The organism is Streptomyces naganishii JCM 4654 (genome assembly GCF_014650575.1).
Taxonomy (GTDB): domain Bacteria; phylum Actinomycetota; class Actinomycetes; order Streptomycetales; family Streptomycetaceae; genus Streptomyces; species Streptomyces naganishii.
The window spans coordinates 20,662-35,174 of the sequence record NZ_BMVF01000007.1; the positions used below are offsets into that span (position 1 = coordinate 20,662).

General features: G+C 72.2%; 9 protein-coding genes. 5 read left to right on the forward strand and 4 right to left on the reverse strand.

All coding sequences use genetic code 11. From position 1 onward, the window contains the following. Positions 1-227: 227 nt before the first annotated feature. The 4 genes from IE217_RS14335 to IE217_RS14350 all read left to right on the forward strand — a co-directional run bounded on the left by IE217_RS14335 (position 228) and on the right by IE217_RS14350 (position 9,185). A complete protein-coding gene (locus tag IE217_RS14335) occupies positions 228-749 on the forward strand; it encodes a DUF6912 family protein (RefSeq protein WP_190178240.1) in 522 nt (173 codons plus the stop codon). Between the two features lie 30 nt (positions 750-779). After that, positions 780-1,448 carry an HAD family hydrolase gene (locus tag IE217_RS14340; RefSeq protein WP_190178241.1) on the forward strand — a complete coding sequence of 223 codons (669 nt, stop codon included), beginning with the start codon at positions 780-782 and terminating at the stop codon, positions 1,446-1,448. A gap of 1,052 nt (positions 1,449-2,500) precedes the next feature. Beyond that, on the forward strand, positions 2,501-7,444 hold the full coding sequence (locus tag IE217_RS14345; protein ID WP_190178242.1) for an NAD-glutamate dehydrogenase: 4,944 nt from the start codon (positions 2,501-2,503) through the stop codon (positions 7,442-7,444). Between the two features lie 217 nt (positions 7,445-7,661). Then, positions 7,662-9,185 (forward strand): putative glycosyltransferase family protein, encoded by a 1,524-nt coding sequence (locus IE217_RS14350; RefSeq protein ID WP_373298020.1) that lies wholly within the window; start codon positions 7,662-7,664, stop codon positions 9,183-9,185. 66 nt (positions 9,186-9,251) lie between these two features. Here the strand turns inward: IE217_RS14350 and IE217_RS14355 are convergent, their stop codons facing one another. Together IE217_RS14355 and IE217_RS14360 are read right to left on the reverse strand one after the other, a co-directional pair. After that, the gene (locus IE217_RS14355) at positions 9,252-10,064 is read right to left on the reverse strand and encodes an ABC transporter ATP-binding protein (RefSeq protein ID WP_190178244.1); all 813 of its coding nucleotides are present in this window, start codon (positions 10,062-10,064) and stop codon (positions 9,252-9,254) included. After that, complete coding sequence (locus tag IE217_RS14360) at positions 10,057-10,971, reverse strand: ABC transporter permease (protein WP_190178245.1); 915 nt, start codon at positions 10,969-10,971, stop codon at positions 10,057-10,059. Before IE217_RS14360 ends, IE217_RS14355 begins: the two co-directional genes overlap by 8 nt. 183 nt (positions 10,972-11,154) lie before the next feature. Here IE217_RS14360 and IE217_RS14365 point away from each other — a divergent pair, with 183 nt between their 5' ends. Next, a complete protein-coding gene (locus tag IE217_RS14365) occupies positions 11,155-11,778 on the forward strand; it encodes a TetR/AcrR family transcriptional regulator (protein WP_190178246.1) in 624 nt (207 codons plus the stop codon). 51 nt (positions 11,779-11,829) lie between these two features. Here the strand turns inward: IE217_RS14365 and galE are convergent, their stop codons facing one another. Continuing rightward, positions 11,830-12,810: a UDP-glucose 4-epimerase GalE gene (galE, locus tag IE217_RS14370; protein WP_190178247.1), complete on the reverse strand. Its 981-nt coding sequence runs from the start codon at positions 12,808-12,810 to the stop codon at positions 11,830-11,832. 67 nt (positions 12,811-12,877) lie between these two features. After that, entirely contained in the window at positions 12,878-14,479 is a 1,602-nt protein-coding gene (locus IE217_RS14375; protein ID WP_190178557.1) for a glycosyltransferase family 2 protein, read from the reverse strand. Positions 14,480-14,513: the final 34 nt, after the last annotated feature.

The following is a 14,513-nucleotide window of genomic DNA, read 5'->3' on the forward strand; positions in this document are numbered from 1 at the left end:
GGGGCCGGGAAGGTTCACCTATCCGTGTGGTGATGGGGGTCGCCGGCCTGGAAACACCGGTCGGCGCAGGGTGACCCGCGAGGCGTGCGGTGGACGCGTCCGGGCGTGTGGGCAGGGCCACGAAAGGGGACACCCGCACGTATCCTGAAGGCCGTCCGGGTGGCCCCGGCCGAGTCTCCTCACGGCCCGGCCCCCTGCACACCCACCGACCACGAAAGCGGCCAGCCATGCGCGTCTACGTCCCCCTGACCCTCCCCGGGCTCGCCGAGGCGCACAGGACGGGGGAACTGCGCAAGGGGCCGTTCACCGCGTACGCCGTCACCCCCGCCCTGCGCGAGTGGTACCTCTCGGACGACATGGAGGAGCTCGAGTACGCCGCCCTCAGCCGGGCCGCCCTGGCCTCGCTGCGGCTGCTCGCGGCCGAGCCGGACGCCCCCCGCCGCCGGGTCGTCGTCGCCGTGGACGTACCCGACGGCGAGGCCGCCGCAGACCCGGACCGGGCACTCGACCCGGTGGCGCTGGGCGAGGTGCGGGTGGCCCGCACGGTGACGCTGGCCAAGGCGGCCGCCGTGCACGTCGACTCGGACGAGGCGGAGGCCGACGTGAGCGCGGCCGCCCTGGCGCTCGACGCGGCCGGCGCCGGGGACGACGACGCGCAGTTCGTCGTGGACGGGGCCGAGGACCACGAGCTGCTCTGGTACGCCACGCAGGAGATCCCCAACCTCGTGGGGCCCGGCGACGGGAGCTGATTGTCAGTGGCTGCGGGTACGTTGTCGGGCATGGGGAAACAGTCAGCGGCGCACATCGTCTGGGACTGGAACGGCACGCTGTTCCACGACAATGACGCCGTGGTCGGCGCGACGAACGCGGCCTTCGCGGAGCTCGGCCTGGAGCCGATCACGCTGGAGCGGTACCGCGCGCTGTACTGCGTGCCGGTGCCGAAGTTCTACGAGCGGCTGCTCGGACGGCTGCCAACCCAGGCGGAGTGGGAGTCCATGGACCAGGTCTTCCACCGGTACTACACCGAGCACCGCGCCCACTGCGGCCTCGCCGAGGGCGCGGCGGAGCTGCTCGCCGGGTGGGTGTCCGCCGGGCACAGCCAGTCGATCCTCAGCATGTACGGACACGCCGACCTGATACCCCTGGTCAGGGGCTTCGGTATCGAGGCGCACTTCCTGCGCGTCGACGGGCGGACGGGACCGTCCGGGGGCAGCAAGGCCGAGCACATGGTCAGGCACCTGGGCGCGCTGTCCGCGACGGTGGACCCGGTGCGGACGGTGGTGATCGGCGACGCCGCGGACGACGCGGTGGCCGCACGGCACGCGGGAGCCCGTGCGGTGCTCTACACCGGCGGCTCGCACAGCCGCGCCAGCCTCGAGGAGACCGGCGCCCCGGTGGTGGACACCCTCACCGAGGCGGTGGCCGAGGCCCAGCGCCTGGCCGCGTAGGCCGACGGCAGACGCCGGCAGCGGACCACACCGGCAACGGACCACACCGACGCCGGCGCCGTGCGGGGCTCCGGCACGGCGAGTGCCCGACTCGGCGAGTGCCCGGCCGGTGGGTCACCGGGCCCGGTGACGCCGCCCCGGCGAGTGCCCGGCGGGCGGTCCCCCTGCCTGGGGGTCCCTGCCCGGTGACGCCGGCTTGGGGGAGTGCCCGGCGGCTGGTCCCCTGCCCGGTGGGTCGCCAAGCCCGGTGGGTCATCGAGCCCTCCGACGCCGGCTTGGGGAGTGCCCGGCGGGCGGTCCCCCTGCCCGGTGGGTCCCCCTGCCCGCTAGGCCACCGAGCCCGGTAGGTCACCCCGTCCGGCGGGCCGCCGAGCCTGGCGTGCGCGCTGGACCGAGCCTCGGCGCGCGGGCTGGACCGGCCCTCGGCGCTCGGCCTTCAGCCTGCGCTGGGCCCGACGCGGAGGCGAGCGCGGCTGGCGCACCGGCTCGGCGGGGGTGAGTGACCAGCCCGGCCGGGGCGGGTGCACCAGCCCGGCCGGGGCGGATGCCCCCGGATTCGGTGGGCCCCGTCCGTCGTGCACCCACCGCCCCCGTCGGCGGATACGCCCTCCCCCTCCCCTCCGCCCCTGTGCAGAACGTCAAAGTTCCACCCCTGGTTTTGTACACATACGGCTCATGACGGGCCCCCCGTAATGAGCGATAGCCTTGTGGCGTGATCAGCGCGATAGTTCGCGGGGGCACCGTCGCCTCCGCTCTGCGCCCGGTGAGCACGGACCACATCCGTGACCGGGCGGCGGTCGCTGGTCCTCGCGGGCGGGAAGGGGCCGAGGCGGCCCCCGGGACGCCGCGTCAACCCCGGGTACCGGCGTCGCGGAGAGCAGCGTCACACCCGTCGGGCGCGTCGAAGATGGCTGATATCCCCCCGCTCATCTCACCTCGCGGCATAGCGTCGAAGCGGACCGGACACCCCGGGCCGTGGCGTCATTCCGCAGGGGAAGAGACCGTACTTCCTTCAACGTCACGCAACGGCGCGCGACAGGAGCCAGAGGACAATGCAGACCAAGCTGGACGAAGCCAAGGCCGAGTTGCTCGAGAGGGCTGCTCGGGTAGCTGAGAACAGTCCGGTCGGGGGGCACCTACCGACTGGGACGAAGGGCGAGGACACCCCGGACCGGGACTCCGTACTCGCCTTCCTCCAGCGCTACTACCTGCACACCGCCCCCGAGGACCTCGCGGACCGCGACCCGGTCGACGTCTTCGGAGCCGCTTTCTCGCACTACCGCATGGCCGAGAACCGCCCCCAGGGCACGGCCAACGTGCGGGTGCACACGCCGACCGTCGAGGAGAACGGCTGGACGTGCAGCCACTCCGTGGTCGAGGTCGTCACCGACGACATGCCCTTCCTCGTCGACTCGGTCACCAACGAGCTGACCCGGCAGGGACGCGGCATCCACGTCGTCATCCACCCGCAGTTCGTGGTCCGCCGCGACCTCACCGGCAAGCTCATCGAGGTGCTTCCCGCCCGCCCGGCCGGCGAACCGCTGCCGCACGACGCGCACACCGAGTCCTGGATCCACGTCGAGATCGACCGCGAGACCGACCGCGCCGATCTGAAGCAGATCACCGCCGATCTGCTGCGCGTGCTCTCCGACGTCCGCGAGGCCGTCGAGGACTGGGAGAAGATGCGCGACGCGGCGATGCGGATCGCCGACGGCCTGCCCGACGAGCCCGTCCCCGCCGACCTGCCCGGACAGCGGGTCGAGGAGGCCCGCGAGCTGCTGCGCTGGCTGTCCGCCGACCACTTCACCTTCCTCGGCTTCCGCGAGTACCAGCTGCGCGACGACGACACCCTGGCCGCCGTCCCCGGCACCGGGCTCGGCATACTGCGATCGGACCCGCAGCACGGCGGCGACGACAGCCACCCGGTCAGCCCGTCCTTCGAGCGGCTGCCCGCCGACGCCCGCGCCAAGGCCCGCGAGCACAAGCTGCTGGTGCTGACCAAGGCCAACAGCCGCTCCACCGTGCACCGGCCGTCCTACCTGGACTACATCGGCGTCAAGAAGTTCGACGAGAACGGCGAGGTCGTCGGCGAGCGCCGCTTCCTCGGCCTGTTCTCCTCCGCCGCGTACACCGAGTCCGTGCGCCGCGTCCCGGTGATCCGCCGCAAGGTCGAGGAGGTGCTGGAGCGCGCCGGCTTCTCGCCGCACAGCCACGACGGCCGTGACCTGCTCCAGATCCTGGAGACCTACCCGCGCGACGAGCTCTTCCAGACCCCGGTCGCCGAGCTCCAGTCGATCGTCACCTCGGTGCTGTACCTCCAGGAGCGCCGCCGGCTGCGCCTGTACCTGCGCCAGGACGAGTACGGGCGCTACTACTCCGCGCTCGTCTACCTCCCGCGCGACCGCTACACCACCGGCGTGCGCCTGCGGATCATCGACATCCTGAAGGAGGAACTCGGCGGCACCAGCGTTGACTTCACCGCCTGGAACACCGAGTCGATCCTCTCCCGGCTGCACTTCGTCGTCCGCGTCCCGCAGGGCACCGAGCTGCCGGAGCTGTCCGACGCCGACAAGGAGCGCATCGAGGCCCGCCTGGTCGAGGCCGCCCGCTCCTGGGCCGACGCCTTCTCCGAGGCGCTCACCGCCGAGCTGGGCGAGGAGCACGCCGCCGAACTGCTGCGCCGCTACTCGGCCGCCTTCCCCGAGGGCTACAAGGCCGACCACACCCCGCGCGCCGCCGTCGCGGACCTGGTCAACCTGGAGCAGCTGAACGAGGACAAGACGTTCGCGCTGAGCCTGTACGAGCCGGTGGGCGCCGCTCCCGAGGAGCGCCGGTTCAAGATCTACCAGAAGGGCGGCTCGGTCTCCCTGTCCGCCGTGCTGCCGGTGCTGAGCCGGCTCGGCGTGGAGGTCACCGACGAGCGGCCGTACGAGCTGCGCTGCGCGGACCGCACGACGGCGTGGATCTACGACTTCGGCCTGCGCATGCCCAAGGCGGCCTCCGGCACCCCCGGCTCCGGCGACTACCTCGGCGACGACGCCCGCGAACGCTTCCAGGACGCCTTCGCCGCCGCCTGGACCGGCAAGGCGGAGAACGACGGGTTCAACGCGCTGGTGCTGAGCGCCGGGCTGACCTGGCGCGAGGCGATGGTGCTGCGCGCCTACGCCAAGTACCTGCGCCAGGCCGGCTCCACCTTCAGCCAGGACTACATGGAGGACACCCTCCGCAACAACGTCCACACCACCCGCCTGCTGGTCAACCTGTTCGAGGCGCGGATGGCGCCCGAGCGCCAGCGCGCCGGGCACGAACTGGTGGACGCGCTGCTCGAAGAGGTCGACGCGGCGCTCGACCAGGTCGCCTCGCTCGACGAGGACCGCATCCTGCGGTCCTTCCTCACCGTCATCAAGGCGACCCTGCGCACCAACTTCTTCCAGGAGGCGCAGGGCGGCCGGCCGCACGACTACGTCTCCATGAAGTTCGACCCGCAGGCCATCCCGGACCTGCCGGCGCCCCGCCCGGCGTACGAGATCTGGGTGTACTCGCCGCGTGTCGAGGGCGTGCACCTGCGGTTCGGCAAGGTCGCGCGCGGCGGTCTGCGCTGGTCCGACCGGCGCGAGGACTTCCGCACCGAGATCCTCGGCCTGGTCAAGGCGCAGATGGTGAAGAACACCGTCATCGTGCCGGTGGGCGCCAAGGGCGGCTTCGTCGCCAAGCAGCTGCCCGACCCGAGCGTGGACCGGGACGCCTGGATGGCGGAGGGCATCGCCAGCTACAAGACGTTCATCTCCGCGCTGCTCGACATCACCGACAACATGGTCGCCGGCGAGGTCGTGCCCCCGCAGGACGTGGTGCGCCACGACGGCGACGACACCTACCTGGTGGTCGCGGCCGACAAGGGCACCGCGACGTTCTCCGACATCGCCAACGCGGTCGCCGAGTCGTACAACTTCTGGCTGGGCGACGCCTTCGCCTCCGGCGGCTCGGCCGGCTACGACCACAAGGGCATGGGCATCACCGCGCGCGGCGCCTGGGAGTCCGTCAAGCGGCACTTCCGCGAGCTGGACGTGGACACCCAGAGCCAGGACTTCACGGTCGTCGGCATCGGCGACATGTCCGGCGACGTGTTCGGCAACGGCATGCTGCTCAGCGAGCACATCCGCCTGGTCGCCGCCTTCGACCACCGCCACATCTTCATCGACCCGAACCCGGACGCGGCCACCTCCTACGCCGAGCGCCGCCGCCTGTTCGACCTGCCGCGCTCCTCCTGGGAGGACTACGACACCGCGCTGCTGTCGGCGGGTGGCGGGGTGTTCCCGCGCAGCGCCAAGGCCATCCCGGTCAACGCGCACATCCGCGAGGCCCTCGGCATCGAGTCCGGCGTCACCAAGCTGACCCCGGCCGACCTGATGCGCGCCATCCTCAAGGCCCCGGTGGACCTGCTGTGGAACGGCGGCATCGGCACGTACGTCAAGGCCTCCACGGAGTCCAGCGCGGACGTCGGCGACAAGGCCAACGACGCCATCCGCGTCGACGGAGCCGACCTGAGGGTCAAGGTGGTCGGCGAGGGCGGCAACCTGGGCTGCACCCAGCTGGGCCGGATCGAGTTCGCGCAGGCCGGCGGCAAAATCAACACCGACGCCATCGACAACAGCGCGGGCGTGGACACCTCCGACCACGAGGTGAACATCAAGATCCTGCTCAACGGCCTGGTCGCGGACGGCGACATGACCGTCAAGCAGCGCAACAAGCTGCTCGCCCAGATGACCGACGAGGTCGGCGCCCTGGTGCTGCGCAACAACTACGCGCAGAACACGGCGATCGCCAACGCGCTCGCCCAGTCCAAGGACATGCTCCACGCCCAGCAGCGCTTCATGAAGCACCTGGTGCGCGAGGGCCACCTCGACCGGGCGCTGGAGTTCCTGCCCACCGACCGGCAGATCCGTGAACGGCTCGCCGCCGGGCACGGCCTGACCAGCCCGGAGACGGCCGTCCTGCTGGCGTACACGAAGATCACGGTCGCCGAGGAGCTGCTGCACACGTCGCTGCCGGACGACCCCTATCTGCGCGGGCTGCTGCACGCCTACTTCCCCACGCAGCTGCGCGAGCAGTTCGCCGAGCAGATCGGCCACCACCCGCTGCACCGCGAGATCACCACGACCGTCCTGGTCAACGACACGGTCAACACCGGCGGTACGACCTACCTGCACCGGCTGCGGGAGGAGACCGGCGCCTCGCTGGAGGAGATCGTCCGGGCGCAGACGGTGGCCCGCGCGATCTTCCGCTCGGCCCCGGTGTGGGACGCCGTGGAGGCGCTGGACAACCGGGTCGAGGCCGCGGTCCAGACGCGCATCCGGCTGCACTCGCGCCGCCTGGTCGAGCGCGGCACGCGCTGGCTGCTGAACAACCGGCCGCAGCCGCTCCAGCTGTCGGAGACGGTGGAGTTCTTCGCCGAGCGGGTCGAGCAGGTCTGGTCGCAGCTGCCGAAGCTGCTCAAGGGCGCGGACCTGGAGTGGTACGAGCAGGTCTACGAGGAGCTGTCCGCCGCCGGCGTCCCGGACGAACTGGCCACCCGCGTGGCCGGGTTCTCCTCCGCGTTCCCGGCGCTGGACATCGTCTCGATCGCCGACCGCATGGACAAGGACCCGATGGACGTCGCCGAGGTGTACTACGACCTCGCCGACCGGCTGAACATCACCCAGCTGATGGACCGCATCATCGAGCTCCCGCGCAACGACCGCTGGCAGTCCATGGCCCGCGCGTCCATCCGCGAGGACCTGTACGCGGCGCACGCCGGACTGACCGCGGACGTCCTGGCGGTGGGCAACGGCACCTCCACACCGGAGCAGCGGTTCAAGCTCTGGGAGCAGAAGAACGCGGCGATCCTGTCCCGGGCGCGCTCCACGCTCGTGGAGATCCACGGTTCGGACGCGTTCGACCTCGCCAACCTGTCGGTGGCGATGCGGACGATGCGCACGCTGCTGCGCACGCACTCGTAGTCCCGCCCCCAGTCCAGGCGCGAAGCGCCGCGAGTGACCGGAAGGCGCCCCGTCCCGTGAGGGACCGGGGCGCCTTCTCGTCCCTTTCTTGTCCCTGTCTGGGACACGCCACACGGCGAATTTACCCTTTCCTGTTAATCAGGATCATTCGGATAAAGTTGCCTTGTGACCATGAATCTCACCGAGAGTCGATCGGTCGCGACCGTCGTGGCCTGCCGTGTCGCCGTTGCGTGCCGCGCCCTCTGAGGCGCGCTCCGCGGGCAGAGCCGCGCCGCGGGCGCCGGCCCCCGCGAGGCGGGCCGCCGTCCCCTGGGCCGCCGCCGCGCTCGTCGTCGCCCTGCTGCTGGTGGTGATCGTCCGGCTGCCCTGGGCCGGTGACCTCGGGATACACGCGGCGACCATCGAGCGCCTGCGCCACAGCTTCCTGCACCCGGGCGACCCGCTCGTGCACGCCGACGTCCCGAGCCCGTACTACTCGCCGTGGATGCTGCTCCTCGGATGCCTCGCGCGGCTCACCGGGCTGTCGGTCTTCGTCGTGCTGCGCGTGGCCGCGCTCACCGGGCTCGCGCTGCTGGTCACCGGCGTGTGGCGGTACGTCAGGACGCTCAGCCGGCATCCGGCCGCGCCCGCCCTGGCCGCGCTGAGCCTGGTGCTGCTGTGGGGCACGGAGCTGATCAACTGGAGCGGCTTCCTCTCCCTGAACTCGCTCGCGCTGACCGTGTCGTACCCGAGCGTCCTGGCGCTCGGGCTGGCCTTCCACCACTGGGCGTGGCTCAGCCGGGCGCTGCGCACCCCCAGCGGGTGGGGGACCTGGCTGGGGCTGGGGGCGCTGTGGGCGCTGATCCTGCTCTGCCACCAGTTCACCGGCGTCGTCGACACCCTGGGCGCCCTCGCCACGGTGCTCGCCGCCCGGCCGCCGCGTCCGCTGTGGCGCGGGCTCGCCGCCGGCACGGCACTGGGCCTCGCGCTGCTGTGGCTGTGGCCGTACTACGACTTCTTCGCGCTGTTCCGGGCCGGCGGCGACCTGGAGGAGGTGCACCGGGCGCTCTACACCGAGTTCGCCGGACGGTACTGGCTGGCGCTGCTCGGGGTGGCCGCGATGGTCCAAAGGTGGCGGCGCGACCGGCTCGACCCGCTGGCGCTGTTCTTCGCGCTGGGCGCGCTGGTGTGCGCGGCGGGCTTCGTGACCGGCCACTACTCCTGGGGGCGGGCCCTGCCCGCCGCCCTGATCCCCGCTCAGCTCGCCGCCGCGCTCGCGGTGGTGGGCGGCGGCCGGCGGGCGGTGCGGGTGCGGTGGGCCTGGGTGCTGGCCGCGGCGCTCGCGCTGGGCGCGTGGGCGCAGGCGGGGGTGCTCGGCTACGCCGTGGGGCGCGACCGGCTCCCGGACGTGCTCGCCGCCGACTACACGGCCCCGTGGACGGGTTACCACTGGATCACGCCGTACGTGAAGTACGGGGAGGTGGTCATGACCCGCGACTTCGCGGCCCGGCTGGTCCCCGCCTACGGCGCCTACACCGTCGCCCCCGGCTACCCGGACTTCTTCCTCCCCGACGAGTCACGCCGTGAGGCGGCGGTGCAGCGCTTCTACGCGCGGGGCACGCCACGGGCCGTACGCCGCGACATCCTGCGCGCGTACGACGTCCGCTGGGTCGTGGACGGGCCGCGCACGGAACGCGACCCCGCCCTCAGACCGGTGGCCCATGGACCGGACGGCCAGATCCTGTACGCCGTGGCTCCCTAGGCCGGCGCGGAACCCGGTCCGGCCCGGGACGGCTCAGGGACGGCTCAGGGATGGCCCGGGGACGGCTCAGGCCTTGGCGGCGGCCGGCTTGTCGGCGCCGCCGGTGAAGGCCTCGTAGGCCTCCAGGACCTCCTCGGTGGGGCCGTCCATGCGCAGCACACCGCGCTCCAGCCACAGCACCCGCTCGCAGGTGTCGCGGATGGACTTGTTGTTGTGGCTGACCAGGAACACCGTGCCCGCGCGCTCGCGCAGCTCGCGGATGCGCTCCTCCGAGCGCTTCTGGAAGGCGCGGTCGCCGGTGGCCAGGGCCTCGTCGATCAGCAGGACGTCGTGGTCCTTGGCGGCGGCGATGGAGAACCGCAGCCGGGCCGCCATGCCGGAGGAGTACGTGCGCATCGGCAGCGTGATGAAGTCGCCCTTGTCGTTGATGCCGGAGAAGTCGACGATGTCCTGGTAGCGCTCCCTGACCTGCTCCCGGGACATGCCCATGGCCAGGCCGCCGAGCCACACGTTGCGCTCGCCGGTCAGGTCGTTCATCAGCGCCGCGTTGACGCCGAGCAGGGAGGGCTGGCCGTTGGTGTAGATCTTGCCGTGCTCCACCGGCAGCAGGCCCGCGACCGCCTTGAGCAGCGTGGACTTGCCGGAGCCGTTGGTGCCGATCAGGCCGATCGCCTCGCCCTTGTAGGCGACGAACGACACCTTCTTCACCGCGTGCACCCGGCGCACGCCGGCCGCCTTCTCGGCCTTCTCGCGGCGCAGGATGCGGTTGAGGGCGGCGGTGGCGCTGCCCTTGCCGGAGCCGGTGCCGTTGACCCGGTAGACGATGTCGACGTTGTCGGCGATGACGGTGGGGATCGCCTCGGTGTTTCGCTCAGCCACGGCCGTACGTCTCCTCAGCCTTCCAGAAGTAGATGAACCCGCCGACGCCGGCGACCAGCGCCCAGCCCAGCGCGTAGGCCCACACGTGGTGGGGGAGCTGGTGGGCCTTGAAGCTGTCGATCAGCGCGAAGCGCATCAGGTCGATGTAGACGGCGGCCGGGTTGGACTCCAGCAGCACCTTCACCACGTGCGGCATGTTGCTGTGCTTGAGGGTGGAGTCGATGCTCCACATCACGCCGGAGACGTACATCCAGGTGCGCAGGATGAACGGCATCAGCTGGGCGATGTCCGGGGTCTTCGCGCCCATGCGGGCCATGACCATCGAGACGCCGGCGTTGAAGACGAACTGGAGCAGCAGCACCGGGAAGGCCAGCACCCAGGACACCCCGGGCACCACGCCGAAGCAGAGCAGGATCACCACGAGGGCGGCCATCGAGAACAGCAGCTGCTGGAGCTGCTGGAGCGCGAAGGAGACCGGCAGCGCGGCCCGCGGGAAGTGCAGGGCGCGCACCAGGCCGAGGTTGCCGGAGATCGCCCGGGTGCCCGACATGATCGAGTTCTGGGTGAACGTCCACACGAACACGCCCGTCACCAGGAACGGGATGTAGTCCGACACGCCCCGGCTGGTGCCCAGCAGGATGCCGAAGATGAAGTAGTACACCGCCGCGTTCAGCAGGGGCGTGGCGACCTGCCAGATCTGGCCGAGCTTCGCCTCGCTGTACTGCGCGGTGAGCTTGGCGGTGGCGAACGCGCTGATGAAGTGGCGCCGCGCCCACAGCTGGCGGACGTACTCGCGCAGCGAGGGCCGGGCGCCGCTGACGGACAGGCCGTGGCGGGCGGCGAGCGCCGCGAGGTCGTCCTCGGCCTGGGCCGGGGCGGGGGGCGGTGTGTGGAGGACCTGGCTCACATCCGCTGCTTTCGCTCGGGGGGTGGGGGTGCGGGCGTCCGGGCCCGTGGCCGCCGCCCGTTTCCTTACGGTTCTCTTCACGTTTTCTTACGCCGGAACGGGACCGTATCGTCGCAACGTGAGCGTAGAACCAAACGACGTCGGAACGCAACCGTATCGTCGCAACGGCCTATGCTTGACGGCATGACGACGAACGCCGAGGAGCCACGGACACGTCCGCGCCGCGCCCCTGCCGGGGCCGCCGTACTGAGGGAGGACGTGACGGAGGCCATCCGCGCCGCCGTCTTCGAGGAACTGGCGGCCGTCGGATACGCGCGCATGTCCATCGAGGGGATCGCGCGCCGCGCGGGCGTCGGCAAGACGGCCGTCTACCGTCGCTGGCGCTCCAAGCTGCACCTGGTGCTCGACATCGTCTCGGCGCTCGCGGTGCAGGGCCTGCCCGCGCCGGACACGGGCCGGCTGGAGACCGACCTGCGACTGCTGTACGAGGTCACCTCGCGCGCCCTGCGCCACCCCGTGGCCTCGCAGATCATCCCCGACCTCCAGGCCGAGGCGGCCCGCAACCCCGAGATCGCCGAGGCCATGCAGAAGGCCCTGCGGGACGGGCAGGAGAGCGTCGCCAGCAGCATCCTGGCCGCGGCGGTCGGGCGCGGCGAGATCCGCGCGGACCTGGACCGCGACCTCGCCCTCGACCTCATCTCGGGCCCCCTGTACTGGCGCGCGGTCGTCATCCGCTCCCCGAAGCTGCCCAAGGGCTACCTGGGCGCGCTGTCCCGCGCGACCGCGGAGGCCATCAAGGCGCTGTGAAACACCGCGGGGCCCGCCGGAGCGGGCCCCGCGGCGCGATGCGCGGCCGGGTCAGTCGCGGGCCGCCTCCGGGTGGAGGCGGACCCAGCCCTGCCAGGCCGAGGTGATCATGTCGTTGACGTCGTGCCTGGCCTTCCAGCCCAGCTCGGTGGCGATGCGCTCGGCCGAGGCGACGACCCGGGCCGGGTCGCCGGGGCGGCGCGGGGTGACCGTCGGGGGCCGGTCGTAGCCGGTGACCGCGTTGATCGTGTCGATCATCTCGCGCACGGACACGCCCTCGCCGCGCCCGATGTTCAGGGTCAGGTCCAGACCGGGGGTGGCCAGCAGGGCGCGGGCGGTGGCCACATGGGCCTCGGCGAGGTCCACCACGTGGATGTAGTCGCGGATGCAGGTGCCGTCGGGCGTGGGGTAGTCGTCGCCGAAGATGCGCGGCGGCGCGTTCTCCGTCAGCTTCTCGAAGACCATCGGGACCAGGTTGAACACGCCGACGTCCGCCAGTTCGGGGGTCGCGGCGCCCGCCACGTTGAAGTAGCGCAGCGACGCCGTGGCCAGGCCCGTGGCCCGGCCCGTCGCGCGGACCAGCCACTCGCCGGCCAGCTTGGTCTCACCGTACGGCGACATCGGCGCGCACGGGGTCTCCTCGGTGACCAGGTCCACGTCCGGCATGCCGTACACGGCCGCCGAGGAGGAGAAGACGAACGCGCCGACCTCGGCCGCCGTCACCGCCTCCAGCAGGACGCGCAGGCCCTCGACGTTCTCCCGGTAGTAGTGCAGCGGCAGGTCCACCGACTCGCCGACCTGCTTCTTGGCCGCGAGGTGGACGACGCCGGTCACGTCGTGCTCGGCCAGCGTCCTGGCCACCAGGTCGCCGTCCAGCGTGGAGCCCACGACCAGCGGGACCCCGTCCGGGACGCGTTCGGCGATGCCGGTGGAGAGGTCGTCGTACACCACCGTCCTCTCGCCCGCTTCGGTCATCGCGCGGACGACGTGCGATCCGATGTAGCCGGCGCCGCCGGTGATCAGCCAGGTCATGTGCGGGCGTCTCCTCATCAGTTGGCCCATGGGTGGTACGAGAGGTGGTATGTGGACGGGCGGCCGGTCAGCGCAGCAGGCGGCGCAGCCGGCCGCGCAGCACCGAGGTGACCCCGCGCAGGCCGGTGGCCAGGCGCAGGGCGAGCGCGCCGGAGTGCGTGGCGTAGGGCTGGACGAGCAGCACGCCGTGCAGCAGGCTCGGCACGACGCCGCGGCGCAGCAGTTTGGCGCCGGTGCGCGCGTGCGCGGTGGTCTCGCGGGTCGTGCCGTCGGCGAAGCGCAGCCGCAGCCGCAGGTCCCAGGTGCCGGCGCCGAGCGCCGTGAGGTCCACGGCCGTCTCGGCCGACCACAGGTCCTCGCCTGCGGGCCGCAGCGCGACCGCGCCCTGCCGGCGTGTGCGCCCCTGTTCCCGGTGCCGCCACTCGACCTCCACGGCCACCGGGCGCGCCGCGGCCACCCGGCCGTACATCTCGTGCAGGCGCAGCCGCAGCACGGTGCCACGCGCGCGCGGGCGCAGCTCGGCGTCCACGGCGAGGGGGAGCTGGTGGGCCGGGCGGGTGAGGAACGGCTCCAGGGTGACCTGGGGCAGGTCGGCGGCCCAGACCGGGGTGCCCTGGGCGTCGCGCGCGTAGGGCGGGCAGAGCCGGGTCGGCCGGGCGGCGAGCTCCCTGAGCCGGGGCAGGTCGCGCGGCTCGGGCGAGGCGAGGATCACGCGGGCGAGCAGGCGGCCGGGCGCGGTGGGACCCGTGGTCCAGTCGGCCGCGTCGTACTCGCCGAGGAACTCGCGGGTGTGCGTCCACCAGGCCTGCCGGTACTCGGTGTCGCGCAGGCCCAGCTCGCGCGCGTACATGCGCAGCTCGTGGTCGAGGAACTTCGCCCGGGCCGCGCGCGCCAGCTCCTTCTGCCCGGAGTTCAGCAGGATCTCGTACGCCTGCCGGCTCGCCTCCGCGCGGGCCCGCCAGTTGTCGATGCCCGCCCGGTCCAGGGAGATGGACAGCTGTTCGGCGGAGCGGCGCACGTGCCACACGTAGACGCGGTCCGGTACGAGGGCCATGCGGGGGCCCGCGGCCAGCACGCGCGCGGTGAACACGAAGTCCTCGTAGCGGAAGCGGCCCTCGGGGAAGCGGATGGCGTGCTCGCGCAGGAAGTCGGCGCGGTACAGCTTGTTGACGCAGAGGGTGTCGTGCACCAGGCGCGGCTGCCGCGTGGGACGGTCCAGCACGGCGGGCTCCGCGTACAGCTCCTCCTGCCAGGGCACCTCGCGTCCGGAGGGCAGCTCGCGGCGCACGCACAGCCCGCTCACCACCTCGGCGTCCTCCGTACGGGCGGTGGCGAGCAGCACGTCCACCGCGCCGGGCGGCAGCACGTCGTCGCTGTCCAGGAACATCACGTACGGCGAGGTCACCGCGTCGATGCCGTTGTTGCGCGGGCTGCCGCAGCCGCCGCTGTTGGAGTCGCGTCTGATCACCCGCACGCGCTCGTCGTCGGCGGCGAGGCCGGTGAGCAGGGCGAAGGTGCCGTCCGTGGAGCAGTCGTCCACCGCGACGACCTCGCGGACGGCGGGCCCCTGGGCGAGCGCCGAACGCACCGCTTCGGTGATGTGGTCCTCGTCGTTGTATCCGATCACGACGACGCTGACGGCGGGCTTCTGGTGGCTGTGCGGCTGCATGGAATCCACGTGCGGGAATGGTAGGGGCGGTCGG

Coding starts and splice junctions, on each gene's coding strand:
- IE217_RS14365 (WP_190178246.1), top strand. CDS start 11,155: ATGACGACGAACGCCGAGGAGCCACGGACACGTCCGCGCCGCGCCCCT.
- IE217_RS14375 (WP_190178557.1), bottom strand. CDS start 14,479: ATGCAGCCGCACAGCCACCAGAAGCCCGCCGTCAGCGTCGTCGTGATC.
- IE217_RS14335 (WP_190178240.1), top strand. CDS start 228: ATGCGCGTCTACGTCCCCCTGACCCTCCCCGGGCTCGCCGAGGCGCAC.
- galE (WP_190178247.1), bottom strand. CDS start 12,810: ATGACCTGGCTGATCACCGGCGGCGCCGGCTACATCGGATCGCACGTC.
- IE217_RS14345 (WP_190178242.1), top strand. CDS start 2,501: ATGCAGACCAAGCTGGACGAAGCCAAGGCCGAGTTGCTCGAGAGGGCT.
- IE217_RS14340 (WP_190178241.1), top strand. CDS start 780: ATGGGGAAACAGTCAGCGGCGCACATCGTCTGGGACTGGAACGGCACG.